The organism is Pseudoduganella sp. jia 9 (assembly GCF_055502615.1).
Window position 1 is genome coordinate 218,800 of the sequence record NZ_JBUPWE010000014.1, and the last position, 15,832, is coordinate 234,631.

Consider the following 15,832-nt stretch of genomic DNA (forward strand, 5'->3'; position numbering starts at 1 on the left):
GCAACGATGCACATGCTGAAACAGATCCTTTCCGCCGCCGTGTTCTGTGCCGCAGGCCTGGCCTTTGCCGCCGGCGCGGCCGCCTCGCCAGCCGCGCCGAAGGAAGGCGCCGAGTACAAGGCGCTGCCGGCGCCGCAGCCGACCGACACCGGCAAGAAGGTGGAAGTGATCGAGTTCTTTGCCTACTGGTGCCCGCATTGCCACACCTTCGATCCGATCCTGTCGGCCTGGGTGAAGAAACAGGGCGACAACATCGTCTTCAAGCGCGTGCACGTGCCGTACAACGAGCGCCTGGCGCCGCAGCAGAAGCTGTACTACGCGCTCGAATCGCTGGGCCTGGCCGACGCCATGCAGGCGAAAGTGCTGGGCGCGCTGCATGGTGGCGGCCAGCGCTTCACCAGCGACGAGGAAGTGTTCGACTGGGTGGCGCGGAACGGTGTCGACAAGCAGAAATTCATCGACGCCTACCGCTCGTTCGGCGTGGCCGGCAAAGTGCGCCGCTCAAGCGCGCTGATGGACAGCTACAAGGTCGAATACTGGCCGCTGATCGTCGTCGACGGCCGCTGGCAGGCTTCGCCGAGCCTGACCGGCGAAGCCAACAAGAACCTCGATACCGAGGCCGCGCAGCAGCAGGCCACCACGCAAGTGCTCGACTTCCTGGTCGCGAAGGCGAAGGCCGAGAAGAAGTAATGGCCGAAAGTGCGGCCGCCAGCGGCCTGCGTGTGTTCATCACCGGCGCCTCCAGCGGCATCGGCGCCGCCCTCGCGGCGCGCTATGCGCGCGACGGCGCCACCCTCGGCCTGTTTGCCCGCCGCGAAACGGCGCTGCGCGAGCTGGCGCTCTCCCTGCCCTCTCCCAGCCTGCATCGCATCTATCCCGGCGACGTCTGCGACCACGCGGCGCTTGCCGCCGCGGCGCGCGACTTCATCGCCTGCGCGGGCGGCATCGACATCGTGATCGCCAGCGCCGGCATCTCGCACGGCACGCTGACCGAAGTGGCGGAAGACCTGCCGGTATTCGAGGCGATCATCGCCACCAACGTCACCGCCACGGTCGCCACGTTCGGCCCGTTCATCGACGCGATGCGCGAACAGGGCCACGGCACGCTGGTCGGCATCGCCAGCGTTGCCGGCGTGCGCGGGCTGCCGGGCGGCGGCGGCTACAGCGCGTCGAAGGCTGCCGTCGTCACCTACTGCGAAGCGCTGCGGCTGGAAATGCGCCGCCACGGCATCCGCGTGGTAACGATCGCGCCCGGTTATATCGACACGCCGATGACGCGGCATAACAAGTACCGCATGCCGTTCCTGATGGCGCCGGAACGCTTTGCCGACCGGGCGGTGCGCGCCATCGGCGGCGGCGTGCGCTACCGCGTGATCCCGTGGCAGATGGGTATCGTGGCGAAGCTGCTGCGCTGGCTGCCGGACGCGCTGTATGATCTCGCCTTTGCCCGCGCGCCACGGAAAGCGCGCAAGAACGCCTCATGACCGATTCCAACTCCCTGCCGGACGCCGCGCGGATCCGCGCGCGCTGCGCCGCCAGCGCTTCCCATGTCGCCATCGAAGCGGTGGCCGAGACGGGTTCCACCAATGCCGACCTGCTGGCGCGGCTGCCGGCCGGCGCACTGCCCGGCCCTGTCCTGCGCATCGCCGAAGTGCAGACCGCCGGCCGTGGCCGCGCCGGCCGGCCGTGGCTCTCGGCGCCGGGCGCGTCGCTGACGTTTTCGCTGGCATGGCCGTTCAAGGGCCCCCTGCACCGGCTGGCCGGGCTGCCGCTGGCGGTCGGCGTGGCACTGGCCGAAACGGTGGCATCGCTGGATGTGCCGGTGCAGCTGAAATGGCCGAACGACCTGATGAAGGATGGCGCCAAGCTGGCCGGCATCCTCGTTGAAACAGGCACCGCGCCCGATGGCGCGCCATGGGCCGTGATCGGCTGCGGCATGAATCTCGCCATGCCGGACGAGATGGAAGCGGCAATCGGCCGCCCGGTATCGTCGGCGCCGTGGCTGGCGCGGATGGACCGCAACGAACTGGTGGCACTGCTGCTGTCGCGCCTGGCCGCCGTGCTGGCGGAGTTCGACGACACCGGCTTTGCACCGTTCCGCGACCGGTGGAACGCGCTGCAGGCCTGGCGCGGCCAGCCGGTGAACATCCTCGACAACGGCAACGTGGTGCAGCAGGGCCTTGCCGCAGGCGTCGACGACGCCGGCCGGCTGCTGCTCGACACGCCCGCGGGCCGCGTGGCGGTATTGTCCGGCGACGTTTCGCTGAGGCTTGCATGAGCGCTTGCGCCGGCACCTGGCTGGTGGTCGACGCCGGCAACACCCGCGTCAAGTGGGCGCTGGCCGATGCCGGCGCGCCGGCCGGACAGTGGCGCCTGCACGGGGCGATGGCGCACGGAATGCTCGATACGCTCGGCAGCGAGTGGCAGGCAACGGGTATCGCGCCGGCGCGCGTGCTGGTGGCCAACGTGGCCGGCGGCGGCGTGCGCGCCGCGATCGAAGCCGCGCTGCGGCTCTGCGCGCCGGATGCGGCGGTCGAGTGGTTCGCCTCCGTGCCGCGGCGTGCGGGCATCCTGAACGGCTACGCCAATCCCGCGCAACTGGGCTGCGACCGCTTTGCCGCCGCGATCGGCGCACGCGCGCTGGCACCGGGACGCGACCTGGTCATCGCCAACTGCGGCACGGCGACGACCGTCGATGCGCTCGCGGCGGATGGCACATTCATCGGCGGCATGATCCTGCCGGGGCTGCGGCTGATGTCCGGCGCGCTGGCGCGCAATACGGCGCAACTGCCGCAGATCGATGCCGGCACCGCCTTGCCGCCCACGTTCGCGGACAATACCCATGACGCCATCCTGTCCGGCTGCCTGGCGGCGCAGGCCGGCGCGATCGAACGCGCGATTGCCGCGCACGGCGGCGCGCCATGTATCATTTCCGGCGGCGCCGCGCCGCTGATCGCGCCCGCACTGACCATGCCGGCGCGCCATGTGGACAATATCGTAATGCTCGGCCTGCACGCGGCACTGCTGGCTGGCGGATTGGATCAAACATGCTGAGTTTGCGATGCTGAAGTTCTGTTTCTTTGCGCTGCTGGCCGCCAACGTGGCGGTGTTTGCAATGGGCCAGGGCTTCGTGGGCAATATGGCCGACGGCGAACGGGAACCCGCGCGCCTGGCCAAGCAGCTGAACGCGAAGGCGCTGACAGTGATTCCGCCGGCGCAGGCCAGTTCCGCCGCGGCCGCCGCCGCGCCGCCCGGACCACCGCCGAAGGATGAAGCGGTGGCCGTGGCCTGCATCGAAGTCGGCAACTTCGTGCTGGCCGATGCGCGCCGCTTCGAGGCCGAACTGGCGCCGCTGGAACTGGGCGACCGCCAGTCGCGGCGCAACGTGCCGGGCCAGGAAGTGTCCAGCTACGTGGTCAACATCCCGCCGTTCGCCAACCGGGAAGCCGCCAACCGCAGGGCCGCCGACCTGCGCGCGAAGGGTGTCGACAACTTCTACATCATCCCCGAAGGCCAGCCGATGCACCTGGCGATTTCGCTGGGCGTATTCAAGCAGGAAGCCGCCGCGCAGACGCAGCTCGCCGCCCTGGTCAAGCAAGGCGTCGCCGGCGCCCGCATCACGCCGCGCTACGTCCCCTCGAAACAGCTCGTCTTCCAGTTCCGCGACATCGGCACCACCACCCGCGCCCGCCTCGAAAGAATCGCCACCGGCTTCAAAGGGCAGCAAGTCCGCAAGTGCCAATAAAAGTTTCCCAAAACCGGGGTCTGACCCCGGTTTTGGGAAACTTTCCGCATTACTAATTGATCTCGCGCTGCACGATCAGTGGCTTGAGCCGCAGGGCGGTGGGCAGGCGGGCGGCGGCGGCGGCAGCTTCTTCGCGGGAGACGAAGGGGCCGCCGTACAGCCGGTACAGCGGTCCGACTTGCACCACGGAGAAATCGCTGCCGCGGGTGGCGCCGGCGACCCGTTCGCGCATCATGGCGGCGCTGGATTCCTTGGCGTAGGCACCCAGTTGCAGGTAATAGCCGTTGGAGGACGGCGCCGCGGTATCCGGCGCCGTGTCGCGCGACAGGATGAAATCTTCCAGTTCGTCCGGCCCGGCGTTGGCCAGCAACGGGGCGCCCGGCTGCAGCGCGCTCAGGGGCACGCCTTCCACCGCGGCGATGACGACGCCAGCCTTGCGCGCTGCGATCATCCTGTCGATTTCGTCCGGCATCAGGCGCGTCACTTCGAGCTCGCTGCTGCCGTTGACCAGCAGTCCCAGTTTCAGCGCCGCCGTGTAGGAAACATCGATCACGCGCGACGACTTGAACGGCCCGCGGTCGTTGATGCGCACCACGACGGATTTGCCGTTCGACAGGTTGGTCACCCGCGCATAGGACGGAATCGGCAGGGTCGGATGCGCCGCCGACATCTTGTACATGTCATACAGTTCGCCGGACGACGTGCGCTGTCCATGGAACTTCTTGCCGTACCAGGTGCCGAGCCCGCGCGCGGTATATGGCTTGTCGTGCGGGATCGGCTCGTACGTTGTGCCGAACACTGTATAGGGACGATTGGCGCGCGGCAGCGGCGGGTCGTTGCGGACCTCGGCATCGGGCGTTTGCAGCAGGTTCGGCGGCGGGTTTTCGCCCGGACCGTCGTCCTTGTAATAGCCGCCGCGGCCGGAGCCGGCCGCCGGCAGGTCGGGCACGCCCGGTTCGCGGTGTTTCGGCTTGACCTTCGGCGCGCCCGGCAGCTTGCCGACGACTTCCGGGCCGCCGCAGCCGGCCAGCGCCAGCATGGCCGCCAGCAATGCGCACGTCCCGGCACGGGACCAGTGAACAGAAGACCGGCGCGCCATCAGGTCTGCACCAGCTTGCGGTGACGCTGCACGCTCATCAGGATGCCGGACACGATGCCCAGTGTCAGCAAGGCGGTGCCGCCATAACTCATGAATGGCAGCGGCACGCCCACTACGGGCAGGATGCCGCTCACCATCCCCATGTTCACGAATGCATACGTGAAGAAAATCATCGTCATCGCTCCTGCCAGCAGGCGAGTGAAAAAGTTGGGTGCGTTGGCCGCGATCATCATGCCGCGGCCGATCAGCAGCAGGTACAGCAGCAGCAGGAACAGGTTGCCCACCAGGCCGAACTCTTCGGAGTACACGGAAAAGATGAAGTCCGTGGTGCGCTCGGGGATGAATTCCAGGTGCGTCTGCGTACCCTTGGTCCAGCCCTTGCCCACCACGCCGCCGGAGCCGATCGCGATGGTGGACTGGATGATGTGGAAGCCCTTGCCCAGCGGGTCGGCTGTGGGGTCGATCAGTGTCATCACGCGTTCGCGCTGGTAGTCGTGCATCATCGACCAGGCCACCGGCAAGAAGCAGGCGCCGGCCACCGCCAGCGCCAGCATCGCGCGCCACGGCAAGCCGGCGAGATAGATCACGGCGAAGCCGGCGGCGACCACCAGCAGCGACGTGCCCAGGTCCGGCTGCCGCATCACCAGCGCCACCGGCACCAGCAGCAGCAACGCGCCCACCACGTAGGAGTGCCAGCGCAGATGACCCTGCTGGTTCTGGAAGTACCAGGCCAGCATCAGCGGCACGGCGATCTTGGCCAGCTCGGAAGGCTGGATGTCGATGATGCCGATATGCAGCCAGCGCCGCGCGCCCAGCTTGATGGTGCCGAACAGCGCCACCGCCACCAGCAGCAGCACGGTCACCGCATAGGCGGGCACCGCGATCCGCATCAGGTTCTGCGGCGAGATGTTCGACGTGATCCACATGACCAGCACGCACATGGCGATATTGCGCAACTGGTCCTCGATCTTGCCTTCGATGCCCAGGCTGGCCGAATACAGCGTGATCAGGCTGGTCGTCAGCAGCAGCATCAGCAGCAGCAGCAGCGGTGGATCGAACACCGCCACATAGGGTTTCAGGCGCCGCCACAGCGAGCGTCGTTCGTTGATGCGCATATTATTCCCTGTTCCCCGGCGCGATGGCCGCCGGTTGCTGCGGCCGAGATGGTACGGGGGCGGGCGCCTGTGTCACCGGACGCGCCGGCGCGGTTCGCGGCGCAGCCGGAGGAACCGCGGTCGCGGGACGTACCGGCACCAGTCCCGGCGCTGGCGGCACGGCCGCCGGCCGGGGTACCGCGTTCTGCGGCGCATTGCTTGCCCCGCCCTGCGCCCCGCCCTGTGCCGGCGCCGCCGCCGGCTGCCCGGGCGCCTGCGCGGCTCCCTGCGCGCCCTGCCCGGCCTGGCCCTGCTGCGCAGCCAGCTGTTCGCGCGCCAGTGCCGCCTCTTCCTCGGCGAGCGGGCCTTCGATGGGCTCGAACACTTCGGCATCTTCCTTCGGCACCTTGTCCGTGTTCTTTTCGGCCGGCCGCTTGCCGAGCATGTAGTAGTCGAGCACCTTGCGGGCGATCGGCGCGGCCACGGCACCGCCGAAGCCGGCGTTCTCGACCACCATCGCGATCACGATGCGCGGCTTGTCGGCCGGTGCGAAGGCGGTGAACAGCGCATTGTCGCGCAGGCGCTCGGCCAGCGTCTTGGCGTTGTACTTCTCGTTCTTGCGGATGCCGACGACCTGCGCGGTACCGGTCTTGCCGCCCACCGTGTATTGCACCCCGGCGAAGGCCCGGGTCGCGGTGCCGCCCTGCTCGCTGACCACGCCGACCATCGCATCCTTGATCAGGTCGATGTTCTGCTGCTTCAGCGGGATGCGGTAGCTTTCCTTCGGCACCGTCAGCGTGCGGGCGCGCGTGCCGCCATCCTCGATGATCTTGACCAGGTGCGGCTTCATCACGACACCGTTGTTGGCCAGGTTCGCCACCGCGTGGGCGATCTGCAGCGGCGTGTAGGAGTTGTAGCCGGAACCGTTCGACACGGAAATCGTGTCGCCGCCCACCCACTTGCCGGCCCGCGGATTCTTCTTGTAGCGCGACTGCTTCCATTCGCGCGACGGCAGCACGCCGGTCTTTTCGTTATCCAGGTCGATGCCGGTCTTCTGGCCGAAGCCGAACGGTTTCATGAAATCGTGGATCATGTCGATCCCCATGTCCCGGCCCAGTTGGTAGTAGTACGTGTTGCACGACACGACGATCGACTTGCGCAGGTCCACCGTGCCGTGGCCGCCCACCACGTCGTCACGGAACTTGTGGGTGCCGAGGAACATGTAGCCCGGATCGAAGATCGCCTGCGACGGCGTGCGCTTGCCCGTTTCCAGCGCGGCCAGCGCCATGAACGGCTTGAACGTGGAACCGGGCGCGTAGGTGCCGGACAGCGGCCGGTTCACCATCGGCCGGTCCAGCGATGTATTCAGTTCGTTCCAGCTCTGCGTGTCGATGCCGTCCACGAACAGGTTCGGGTCGTAGCCGGGCCGCGACACGTAGGCCAGCACATCGCCGGTGGACGGTTCGATCGCCACCAGCGCGCCGCGCCATTCGCCGAACGCTTCCTCGGCGACCTTCTGCAATTCGATGTCGATCGACAGGATCAGGTTGCTGCCGGACGTGGGCGGCGTGCGCGACAGCGTACGGATCGCCCGGCCGCCGGCCGACACTTCCACTTCCTCGTAGCCGGTAATGCCATGCAGGTGCTTTTCATAGCTCTTTTCCAGGCCTTCCTTGCCGATGTAGTCGGTGCCGTTGTAGTTCGCCGATTCCTCGCGCTCCTCGAGCGCCTTGGCTTCCTTCTGGTTGATGCGGCCGATGTAGCCGATCACGTGCGAAGCCGTCTCGCCCAGCGGGTAGTTGCGGAACAGGCGCGCCTGCACTTCCACGCCGGGGTAGCGGAAACGGTTCGCGGTAAAGCGCGCCACTTCCTCGTCGGACAGGCGGGTGCGCAGTGGAACGCTGGCGAAGTTCTTCGACTCGTCCATCAGCTTCTTGAAGCGGCGGCGGTCCTTCGGCGTCACCTCGACGATCAGCGCCAGCGCATCGATCATCTCCTCGAGCGGGATGCGCAGCTTGGAAGGCGTGATCTCGAGCGTGTACGCCGAAAAGTTGCGCGCCAGGATGACGCCGTTGCGGTCCAGGATCAGGCCCCGGTTCGGCTGGATCGGCACCACGGCGATGCGATTGTCCTCGGCCTGCGCCATGTAGTCGCTGTGCCGGATCACCTGCAGCCAGACCAGGCGCGCGAGCAGCAGCGCGAAGCAGATGAAGACGAGGGAGCCGAGCAGCGTCAGCCGCACCCGGAACAGGTGCAGTTCGCGCTCGTTGTTCTTCAGCTCGGTCATGGAGTGCTCAATGCCTGTGGCCCATCAGATCGGACGGGTATGGTCCTTGTCGACCGCGCGCCGCTGCGGCGCCAGCAGCAGCATCGTGATCAGGGGCCACAACAGCGCCGACACGAAGCTTTCGACGAAATAGAACCAGCCGGGGAACTTGCCGGAAACGATGAAGCGCACCAGCAACTGCACTGCCTGTGCCAGCAGCAGCAGCGGCAGCACGTGCATCGCCTGGGTGCTGATGCGGAACCACAGCACGCGCCGGTGCATCATGATCGCGCAATAGGACAGCAGCGTGTACGCCAGCGCGTTCTCGCCGAGCAGCGTGGCATCGTGCACGTCCATCAGCAGGCCGAGGCAGAACGCGGTGCCGATGCCCACGCGGCGCGGCTGGTGCACGCCCCAGAACACCAGTACCAGCGCGACGAAGTCGGGCGCGGCGATGAACTGCCCCCAGGGCATCAGGTTCAGCAGGAAGGCCGCGATCAGGCTGATCGCGATGAAGATGGGGCTGACGGGCAGCAGGATGTACTGCGGACGGTTCATCGGTTCTCCCTCGGGGCCGCGGGTGCGGGTACTGCAACCGGCGCATTGGCACGCGGCGCGGCCGTTGCCGCCGGCGGCGCGGCGGGCGTGGCCGCCTGCGGTTGCGGTGCTCCCGCCGGCCGCAGGCCCGGAGCCGCCGGCGCCGTGGTGGCGCCGGTGACCGGTGCCGCCGGCACAGTGGCCGGTGCCCCCGCGGCGGCGGCCGGCGTACCCGCGGCCGCGGTTCCCTGCGCACCCGCCGCTGTATCGGCCGCCTTCTTCTTCCTGACCGGCTTGCTCGTATCTTCTTCCGGCGGCCGCGGCGGTATTTCCGGCAGCGACATCAGGATCAGCAGTTGCGTATTGCGTTCGATGCCGGCCAGCGGCTGGCAGACCACGCGGCCGAACATGCCGTTCGCGCTGTTCTCGACCTGCGTGACGCGAGCCACCGCCAGGCCCGCGGGATACACGCCGTCGATGCCGGAGGTGATCAGGATGTCGCCCACCACCACGTCGGCATTCGGCGCCATGAAGCGCAGGTCCAGGTTGCCGGACTGGCCGCGGCCATAGGCCACGCTGCGCAGGCCGTTGCGCAGCACCTGCACCGGAATGGCCTGTTCCTTGTCGGTCAGCAGCGTGACTTCGGACGTGAACGGAAACACCCGTGTCACCTGCCCCACCACGCCCTGGTTGTCGATCACCGGCAGGCCGGCCGCCACGCCCTGCTGCGTGCCGCGGTTGAGAATCACCTTGCGGGTAAACACGTCGCGCGCGTCGTACAGGATTTCGGCCAGCATGGTCTTGCCGGGTACCTTCTCGCGGGCTTCCAGCAGCTTGCGCAGCTGCGCGTTTTCGGCCTGCGTGAGCTGCGCCTGCTGCAGCGTCTGCGCCATGGCGATCTGCTGGGTCTTCAGCTCGCGCACCTGTTTCTCCAGGCCGGACAGGGTGGAGAAATAGGTGCCCACGCCCACCAGCGCATCGCGCGGCAGCATCGCCACCACCTGCAGCGGGTACAGCACGGTACCGACTACCTGGCGCACCACGGTCAGCGCGCCCACGCGCGAGTCGAACAGCAGCAATGCGATCGAGATGCACGCGCAGATCATCATCTTGGCGCGCGCGGACGCCCCTTGCTTGAAGAGTGGCGGCGGACTGTATTCCATAGATCCTGAATGGACGTAGGCGGCCGCGCACATGGCACGGGCCGCCCGGGTATTGCTAACGCCTGGTTGCAATCAATTGCAAATGTAGATCGCAACCGCGATCAGGGCAGCGATTACTCGTAAGAGAAGATCGAGCCCAGCTGGTCCATGCGCTCCAGCGCCATGCCCGAACCGCGCACCACGCACGTCAGCGGGTCTTCGGCCACCAGCACCGGCAGGCCGGTTTCTTCCATCAGCAGGCGATCCAGGTCGCGCAGCAGCGCGCCGCCGCCGGTCAGCATCATGCCCTTTTCGGCGATGTCCGCGCCCAGTTCCGGCGGCGTCTGCTCCAGCGCGTTCTTCACGGCCGACACGATATTGTTCAGCGGGTCGGTCAGCGCTTCGAGGATCTCGTTCGACGAGATCGTGAACGAACGCGGAATGCCTTCGGACAGGTTGCGGCCCTTGACTTCCATTTCCTTCACTTCGGAGCCCGGGAAGGCGGAGCCGATCGCCTTCTTGATCGCCTCGGCCGTCTGTTCGCCGATCAGCATGCCGTAGTTGCGGCGGATGTAGTTGACGATCGCTTCGTCGAACTTGTCGCCACCCACGCGCACCGAGCCCTTATACACCATGCCGCCCAGCGAGATGATGCCCACTTCCGTGGTGCCGCCGCCGATATCGACCACCATCGAACCGGTCGCATCGGAGACCGGCAGGCCGGCGCCGATCGCGGCGGCCATCGGTTCCTCGATCAGGTAGACCTGCGAAGCGCCGGCGCCGAGTGCCGATTCGCGGATCGCGCGGCGTTCCACCTGGGTCGAGCCGCACGGCACGCAGATGATGATGCGCGGCGACGGGCGGAAGAATTTCGAGTCGTGCACCATGCGGATGAACTGCTTGAGCATCTGTTCGGTCACGGTGAAGTCGGCGATCACGCCATCCTTCATCGGGCGGATCGCCTCGATGTTGCCGGGTACCTTGCCCAGCATCTGCTTGGCTTCCTTGCCTACCGCCTGTATCGTTTTCTTGCCATTCGGGCCGCCTTCCTGGCGGATCGCCACTACCGACGGTTCATCGAGCACGATGCCCGAACCGCGGACGTAGATGAGGGTATTTGCCGTGCCGAGGTCGATGGCCAGATCGGACGAGATGTACCTGCGTAAAAAACCAAACATGAGTATCCTGTAGCGCTGCCCGCGCGTGGGCGATTGTCGAATTGTCCTGTGCTGCGTGTTCTGTGATACGGAGCTGTCATGCGGTGCCCCGGGAGCGGGGTCCTGCCGGGCGCGGCGGCCACCGGGATGCCGGCAACGCATCAACCCGGCATTCTACCTTATAATTCACGGGCTATTTGCCCTGAATCCACTCAAATGTGCGGACCCCGAAGCCAGTGTTTATGCAGGTTTGCCGGGGTTTTAGGGTGAAAATGGCCGATGTTACAAAAGTCTTATCGAAACCCTCAGCTTTTATTCTCGCGCTTTGCGCGCTCCCGACATGGCCCTGACACCGACCGACGTAAACCGCATTGCCAAGCTGGCACAACTGGAAATGGACGAGCAGCATTCCGCGGCGATGCTGGACAAGCTGAATGGCATCTTCGCGCTGGCCGAGCAGATGCGGGCCGTGGATACCGAAGGCGTGCCGCCGCTGGCGCACCCGCTGGCCGCGCACATGCAGGTCGCGCTGCGCCTGCGCGAGGACACGCCTACCGAACCGAACCGCCGTGACGATTACCAGCAGGTGGCACCGAAGACCGAGGATGGCCTGTACCTGGTGCCGAAGGTGATCGACTAACAGGCGCTTGCCTCAGCTTGCCTCAGCTTGCCTAAATCACGCGCCGCTGGCCTTACAAGAACATCATGATCCATACCAAGACCCTCAAAGAACTGTCCACGCTGCTGCAGTCGAAAGAGATTTCCGCCACCGAACTGGCGACGCATTATCTCGACCGTATCGAAGCGAGCGACCTGAACGCCTTCCTGCACGTGGATCGCGCGCTGACCCTGGCCCAGGCCGCCGACGCCGATGCCCGCCTTGCCGCAGGCAATGCGCACCCGCTGACCGGCGTGCCGATCGCCCACAAGGATATTTTCGTGACGCGCGGCTGGCGCTCCACCGCCGGCTCGAAGATGCTGGCCGATTACGTGAGCCCGTTCGATGCCACCGTGGTCGAGAAGCTGCATGGCGTGGGCATGGTCCACCTGGGCAAGCTCAATTGCGACGAATTCGCGATGGGATCGTCGAACGAGAATTCGGCCTTCGGCGCGGTGAAGAACCCCTGGGACACGAACGCCGTGCCCGGCGGCTCGTCGGGCGGTTCGGCCGCCGCCGTGGCGGCGCGCCTGGCGCCGGCCGTTACCGGCACCGACACGGGCGGGTCGATCCGCCAGCCCGCCGCGTTCTGCGGCATCACCGGCATCAAGCCGACCTATGGCCGCGTGTCCCGCTTCGGCATGATCGCCTTTGCCTCGTCGCTGGACCAGGGCGGCCCGATGGCCCGCACCGCCGAGGATTGCGCCCTGCTGCTGTCCGCCATGGCCGGCTACGACGAGCGCGACTCGACGAGCCTGTCGCCCGAACAGGGCGGCGTGCACGAGGATTTCACGCGCAACCTGAACGAACCGCTGGCCGGCCTGCGCATCGGCGTGCCGAAGGAGTACTTCGGCGAAGGCCTGGCTGCCGACGTGGAAGCGGCCGTGCGCGCGGCGCTCGACCAGTTCGTGAAACTGGGCGCCACCCTGGTCGATATCTCGCTGCCGAACACCGCGCTGTCGATCCCCGCCTACTACATGATCGCGCCGGCCGAGGCGTCGTCGAACCTGTCGCGCTTCGACGGCGTGCGCTACGGCTTCCGTGCCGAGGGCTACAAGGACCTGCAGGACATGTATAAAAAGACGCGCGCCCAGGGCTTCGGCCCCGAGGTGCAGCGCCGCATCATGGTCGGCACCTACGTGCTGTGCCATGGCTATTACGATGCCTACTACGTCAAAGCGCAGAAGATCCGCCGCCTGATCGCCGACGATTTCGCCAGGGTGCTCTCCGGCCCGGATGCCGTGTGCGACGTGATCATGGGCCCGGTGGCCCCGACCGTGGCCTGGGACCTGGGTTCGAAGGCGGACGATCCGGTGGCGAACTACCTGGCGGACATCTTCACGCTGTCGACCAGCCTGGCGGGCCTGCCCGGCATGTCGATTCCCTGCGGCTTCGGCCAGGGCGAAAAGAATGCCAACCGCCCGGTGGGCCTGCAGATCATCGGCAATTACTTCGCCGAGGCGAAACTGCTGAACATCGCCCACCAGTTCCAGCAGGCGACCGACTGGCACGCGCGCGCTCCGGCCGCTGCCTGATCGCATTCAAGAGATCACAAGGAATAACAACTATGGAATGGGAAGTCGTCATCGGTCTCGAGAACCACGTGCAGCTCACGACCGATTCGAAAATCTTCAGCGGCTCGCCGACGGCGTTCGGCGCCGAGCCGAACACGCAGGCCAGCCCCGTCGACCTGGCATTGCCGGGCGTGCTGCCGGTGATGAACAAGCAGGCGGTCGACCGCGCGATCCGCTTCGGCCTGGCCGTGGGCGCGAAAATCGCGCCGCAATCGATCTTCGCCCGCAAGAATTATTTCTATCCCGACCTGCCGAAGGGCTACCAGATCAGCCAGATGGACGACCCGGTCGTGCAGGGCGGTTCGCTGACGTTCGGCTTCGAGAAGGATGGCAAGTTCGTCACCAAGACCGTCAACCTGACGCGTGCCCACCTGGAAGAAGACGCCGGCAAGTCGCTGCACGAGGATTACCACGGCATGTCCGGCATCGACCTGAACCGCGCCGGCACGCCGCTGCTGGAAATCGTGTCCGAACCGGAAATCCGCTCGGCGCAGGAAGCGGTGGCCTATGCGAAGGCGCTGCACGGCCTGGTGATGTGGCTGGGCGTTTGCGACGGCAACATGCAGGAAGGTTCGTTCCGCTGCGACGTCAACGTGTCCGTGCGGCCGAAGGGGCAAACCGAATTCGGCACCCGCTGCGAAATCAAGAACCTGAACTCGTTCCGCTTCATCGAGGAAGCCGTGAACGTGGAGGTGCGCCGCCAGATCGAACTGATCGAGGATGGCGGCAAGGTGGTGCAGGCCACGCGCCTGTATGACCCGGACCGCAAGGAAACGCGCGAAATGCGCAGCAAGGAAGATGCGCAGGATTACCGCTATTTCCCCGACCCGGACCTGCCGCCGCTGGCCATTTCCGAAGATTGGATCGAGCGCGTGAAGGCAGCGATGCCGGAACTGCCGGCCGTGATGCGCGAGCGCTTCGTCGGCGAATACAAGCTGCCGGAATACGATTCGCTGGTGCTGACATCGTCGAAGGCGATGGCCACCTATTTCGAAGCGGTGGTGGCAGCGGCCGGCCAGGAAAACGCCAAGGCGGCGGCCAACTGGCTGATGGGCGACGTGTCGTCGACGCTGAACCGCAACGATGTCGACATCGCCGATGCGCCCGTGAAACCGGCGCAGCTGGCGCTCATGCTCAAGCGCATCGCCGACGGCACCATTTCGAACAAGGCGGCCAAGGAAGTATTCCAGGCGCTGTGGGAAGCCAATTCGGATGACGCCGCGCTGGTCGATGCCATCATCAAGGAAAAAGACCTGGGCCAGGTGTCCGACGCGGGCGCCCTGGTCGCCATCGTCGACGAAGTCATCGCCAACAACGCCAAGTCGGTCGAGCAGTACCGCGCCGGCAAGGAAGCGGCGATCAACGCGCTGATCGGCCAGGCGATGAAGGCATCGAAGGGCAAGGCCAACCCGGCCCAGCTGACCGAACTGCTGAAAGCAAAGCTGGCGGGCTGACCGGAAGAGGCCGTGATGGATATTCAGGAAAGGCGCTTCGGCGCCTTTTTTGTTGGCGCTGTTCGCGTAAAGTAGGTTTTGCCTGTGAGTACGGAACTTTCCACGCCTGTCGCTGTCGCGTGCGTCGGCGCCGCTAGCGATCAGCGGCCACGGCAGAGCGAAGCCAATGTGTGGGGGCCGTCAACCGGGCGGCGTCGAGCACGCGCTGCCAGCCCGTGTAATGGGCCAGGTAGCGGCTAGCCACGCCGTTGAACCGGCGCAGCCAGGTCTTGAAGCGGCTATGCCACCCATTCACTCCCTGGATATGGATGGCGCCGCGTGCCCGGATGCCGGCCCGGACGTTGACCGCCTCGTGTGTGATGCCGGCCCGCCGTGCAAACGCTTTATAGGCATTGGCCGCGTCGCTCACGAGCAGGACGTCCATCGCCAGCACTGGCAGCAGGTGCCTGGTCAACTGCTCGGCGCTCACCGGGCCGCGGCCGGTCACAAAGTCGCAGGTTTGCCGATTGCGGTCGCGGGCAACGAGGATGCAGTCCAGTTCCGCACTGATGCCGCGCCGGGACGCCTTGCCGCCGCGCTTGCGCGGCGGGCGATCCAGGTTCCGTGAGCCCTTGCATGACTCAAGATGATAAGTTTCATCGGCTTCGACAATGCCGGACAAACGCGGACGCGGCTCCTGCAGCACGGCGGCGATGAAGCGGTGGCGCCAGCGGAAGCTGGTGGATTTTGCCACCGCGACGCGCGCGGCAGCCTTCCGGACTGTGGCCGAGTCGATCAAGCATTGCAGATAAGACAGCCATTTGTCGCGCAGCCGCAGGCGGGCGAGCGGCGTGCCGGTCAGGGCATTGAAGCTGCGCCGGCAGGCGACGCAGCGATATCGCTGCAGGCCATTGGCCTGGCCGCAGCGGTGGCACCGATTCCCGCCGCAGACGGGGCATGATCGGTTCCCCGCGGCCTCCTCGATCAGGCGCAGGCACTGGCCGGGTTGAGCGAGATTGATGAGCACGCCCTGCAGGAACGCGATTTCTTCGCCGGAAAGCTGGACTTGTTCCAGCACCTTCAACACCACGCCGACATCGGCTGCGCCCATTTCGCCTCCTGATATA

The 15,832-nt window shown here is 66.4% G+C and carries 15 protein-coding genes; 8 read left to right on the forward strand and 7 right to left on the reverse strand.

Annotated elements, in window-relative coordinates; all coding sequences use genetic code 11:
* The first annotated feature begins 6 nt into the window (after positions 1–6).
* The 5 genes from ACY34H_RS20180 to ACY34H_RS20200 are packed head-to-tail and all read left to right on the forward strand — an operon-like array spanning position 7 to position 3,745.
* Positions 7–690 carry a thiol:disulfide interchange protein DsbA/DsbL gene (locus ACY34H_RS20180; protein ID WP_464979248.1) on the forward strand — a complete coding sequence of 228 codons (684 nt, stop codon included), beginning with the start codon at positions 7–9 and terminating at the stop codon, positions 688–690.
* Entirely contained in the window at positions 690–1,484 is a 795-nt protein-coding gene (locus ACY34H_RS20185; RefSeq protein ID WP_464979249.1) for an SDR family oxidoreductase, read from the forward strand. Before ACY34H_RS20180 ends, ACY34H_RS20185 begins: the two co-directional genes overlap by 1 nt.
* On the forward strand, positions 1,481–2,278 hold the full coding sequence (locus tag ACY34H_RS20190; RefSeq protein WP_464979250.1) for a biotin--[acetyl-CoA-carboxylase] ligase: 798 nt from the start codon (positions 1,481–1,483) through the stop codon (positions 2,276–2,278). Before ACY34H_RS20185 ends, ACY34H_RS20190 begins: the two co-directional genes overlap by 4 nt.
* A complete protein-coding gene (locus ACY34H_RS20195) occupies positions 2,275–3,054 on the forward strand; it encodes a type III pantothenate kinase (protein ID WP_464979251.1) in 780 nt (259 codons plus the stop codon). Before ACY34H_RS20190 ends, ACY34H_RS20195 begins: the two co-directional genes overlap by 4 nt.
* Positions 3,055–3,061: 7 nt before the next feature.
* On the forward strand, positions 3,062–3,745 hold the full coding sequence (locus tag ACY34H_RS20200) for an SPOR domain-containing protein (RefSeq protein ID WP_464979252.1): 684 nt from the start codon (positions 3,062–3,064) through the stop codon (positions 3,743–3,745).
* A 52-nt stretch (positions 3,746–3,797) separates the two neighbouring features.
* Here ACY34H_RS20200 and ACY34H_RS20205 read toward each other — a convergent pair whose 3' ends face one another.
* The 6 genes from ACY34H_RS20205 to ACY34H_RS20230 all read right to left on the reverse strand — a co-directional run bounded on the left by ACY34H_RS20205 (position 3,798) and on the right by ACY34H_RS20230 (position 11,061).
* On the reverse strand, positions 3,798–4,844 hold the full coding sequence (locus ACY34H_RS20205) for a septal ring lytic transglycosylase RlpA family protein (protein WP_464979253.1): 1,047 nt from the start codon (positions 4,842–4,844) through the stop codon (positions 3,798–3,800).
* The gene (rodA, locus tag ACY34H_RS20210) at positions 4,844–5,959 is read right to left on the reverse strand and encodes a rod shape-determining protein RodA (RefSeq protein WP_464979254.1); all 1,116 of its coding nucleotides are present in this window, start codon (positions 5,957–5,959) and stop codon (positions 4,844–4,846) included. Before rodA ends, ACY34H_RS20205 begins: the two co-directional genes overlap by 1 nt.
* A 1-nt stretch (position 5,960) precedes the next feature.
* Positions 5,961–8,225: a penicillin-binding protein 2 gene (mrdA, locus tag ACY34H_RS20215; protein WP_464979255.1), complete on the reverse strand. Its 2,265-nt coding sequence runs from the start codon at positions 8,223–8,225 to the stop codon at positions 5,961–5,963.
* A 24-nt stretch (positions 8,226–8,249) separates the two neighbouring features.
* A complete protein-coding gene (mreD, locus tag ACY34H_RS20220) occupies positions 8,250–8,762 on the reverse strand; it encodes a rod shape-determining protein MreD (RefSeq protein ID WP_464979256.1) in 513 nt (170 codons plus the stop codon).
* A complete protein-coding gene (mreC, locus tag ACY34H_RS20225; protein ID WP_464979257.1) occupies positions 8,759–9,904 on the reverse strand; it encodes a rod shape-determining protein MreC in 1,146 nt (381 codons plus the stop codon). The genes mreD and mreC overlap by 4 nt, the downstream gene beginning before the upstream one ends.
* 113 nt (positions 9,905–10,017) lie before the next feature.
* The gene (locus ACY34H_RS20230; RefSeq protein ID WP_050409489.1) at positions 10,018–11,061 is read right to left on the reverse strand and encodes a rod shape-determining protein; all 1,044 of its coding nucleotides are present in this window, start codon (positions 11,059–11,061) and stop codon (positions 10,018–10,020) included.
* A 319-nt stretch (positions 11,062–11,380) separates the two neighbouring features.
* Here ACY34H_RS20230 and gatC point away from each other — a divergent pair, with 319 nt between their 5' ends.
* From gatC to gatB, 3 genes are all read left to right on the forward strand, one after another.
* Positions 11,381–11,680, forward strand: a complete 300-nt coding sequence (gene gatC, locus ACY34H_RS20235) for an Asp-tRNA(Asn)/Glu-tRNA(Gln) amidotransferase subunit GatC (protein ID WP_464979258.1) — start codon at positions 11,381–11,383, stop codon at positions 11,678–11,680.
* Between the two features lie 68 nt (positions 11,681–11,748).
* Positions 11,749–13,233: an Asp-tRNA(Asn)/Glu-tRNA(Gln) amidotransferase subunit GatA gene (gene gatA, locus ACY34H_RS20240; protein WP_464979287.1), complete on the forward strand. Its 1,485-nt coding sequence runs from the start codon at positions 11,749–11,751 to the stop codon at positions 13,231–13,233.
* Positions 13,234–13,265: 32 nt separating this feature from the next.
* The gene (gene gatB, locus ACY34H_RS20245) at positions 13,266–14,726 is read left to right on the forward strand and encodes an Asp-tRNA(Asn)/Glu-tRNA(Gln) amidotransferase subunit GatB (protein WP_464979259.1); all 1,461 of its coding nucleotides are present in this window, start codon (positions 13,266–13,268) and stop codon (positions 14,724–14,726) included.
* A 133-nt stretch (positions 14,727–14,859) separates the two neighbouring features.
* Here the strand turns inward: gatB and ACY34H_RS20250 are convergent, their stop codons facing one another.
* Positions 14,860–15,816, reverse strand: coding sequence for an IS1595 family transposase (locus tag ACY34H_RS20250; RefSeq protein WP_464979260.1), 957 nt, complete (start codon positions 15,814–15,816; stop codon positions 14,860–14,862).
* Positions 15,817–15,832: the final 16 nt, after the last annotated feature.

Excerpts from the sequence above, each read along its gene's own strand:
- ACY34H_RS20180 (WP_464979248.1), top strand. The coding sequence starts at position 7 with ATGCACATGCTGAAACAGATCCTTTCCGCCGCCGTGTTCTGTGCCGCA.
- ACY34H_RS20185 (WP_464979249.1), top strand. The coding sequence starts at position 690 with ATGGCCGAAAGTGCGGCCGCCAGCGGCCTGCGTGTGTTCATCACCGGC.
- ACY34H_RS20190 (WP_464979250.1), top strand. The coding sequence starts at position 1,481 with ATGACCGATTCCAACTCCCTGCCGGACGCCGCGCGGATCCGCGCGCGC.
- ACY34H_RS20195 (WP_464979251.1), top strand. The coding sequence starts at position 2,275 with ATGAGCGCTTGCGCCGGCACCTGGCTGGTGGTCGACGCCGGCAACACC.
- ACY34H_RS20200 (WP_464979252.1), top strand. The coding sequence starts at position 3,062 with ATGCTGAAGTTCTGTTTCTTTGCGCTGCTGGCCGCCAACGTGGCGGTG.
- ACY34H_RS20205 (WP_464979253.1), bottom strand. The coding sequence starts at position 4,844 with ATGGCGCGCCGGTCTTCTGTTCACTGGTCCCGTGCCGGGACGTGCGCA.
- rodA (WP_464979254.1), bottom strand. The coding sequence starts at position 5,959 with ATGCGCATCAACGAACGACGCTCGCTGTGGCGGCGCCTGAAACCCTAT.
- mrdA (WP_464979255.1), bottom strand. The coding sequence starts at position 8,225 with ATGACCGAGCTGAAGAACAACGAGCGCGAACTGCACCTGTTCCGGGTG.
- mreD (WP_464979256.1), bottom strand. The coding sequence starts at position 8,762 with ATGAACCGTCCGCAGTACATCCTGCTGCCCGTCAGCCCCATCTTCATC.
- mreC (WP_464979257.1), bottom strand. The coding sequence starts at position 9,904 with ATGGAATACAGTCCGCCGCCACTCTTCAAGCAAGGGGCGTCCGCGCGC.
- ACY34H_RS20230 (WP_050409489.1), bottom strand. The coding sequence starts at position 11,061 with ATGTTTGGTTTTTTACGCAGGTACATCTCGTCCGATCTGGCCATCGAC.
- gatC (WP_464979258.1), top strand. The coding sequence starts at position 11,381 with ATGGCCCTGACACCGACCGACGTAAACCGCATTGCCAAGCTGGCACAA.
- gatB (WP_464979259.1), top strand. The coding sequence starts at position 13,266 with ATGGAATGGGAAGTCGTCATCGGTCTCGAGAACCACGTGCAGCTCACG.
- ACY34H_RS20250 (WP_464979260.1), bottom strand. The coding sequence starts at position 15,816 with ATGGGCGCAGCCGATGTCGGCGTGGTGTTGAAGGTGCTGGAACAAGTC.